Origin of the sequence: Bradyrhizobium sp. sGM-13 (assembly GCF_018398875.1) — a bacterium.
In the GTDB taxonomy this organism is placed as follows: domain Bacteria; phylum Pseudomonadota; class Alphaproteobacteria; order Rhizobiales; family Xanthobacteraceae; genus Bradyrhizobium.
This window is the reverse complement of the sequence record NZ_JAGWDK010000342.1, coordinates 1-261: the sequence shown is the minus strand read 5'-3', so window position 1 is coordinate 261 and position 261 is coordinate 1. Positions and strand designations below refer to the sequence as shown.

At 55.2% G+C, this 261-nt stretch carries 1 pseudogene; it reads left to right on the top strand.

What is annotated here, in order from left to right:
- Positions 1-183 (top strand): annotated as a pseudogene (locus tag KJQ96_RS39270) (dTDP-4-amino-4,6-dideoxygalactose transaminase); the annotation flags it as partial.
- Positions 184-261 lie beyond the last annotated feature (78 nt).

The following is a 261-nucleotide window of genomic DNA, read 5'->3' as shown; positions in this document are numbered from 1 at the left end:
GCGGTGTTTCATTACATTCCGCTGCACGGTTGCCCTGCGGGGGAACACTTTGGTGAGTTCCACGGTGAAGATCGCTACACCACCAAAGAGAGCGAGCGCCTGCTGCGCCTGCCGCTGTTCTACAACCTGTCGCCCGTCAATCAGCGTACGGTAATTGCGACTTTGTTGAACTACTTTTCCTGATATGTCGTTGGCAAAAGCGTCCTTGTGGACGGCGGCCAGTACACTGGTCAAGATTGGTGCCGGGTTACTGGTCGGTAA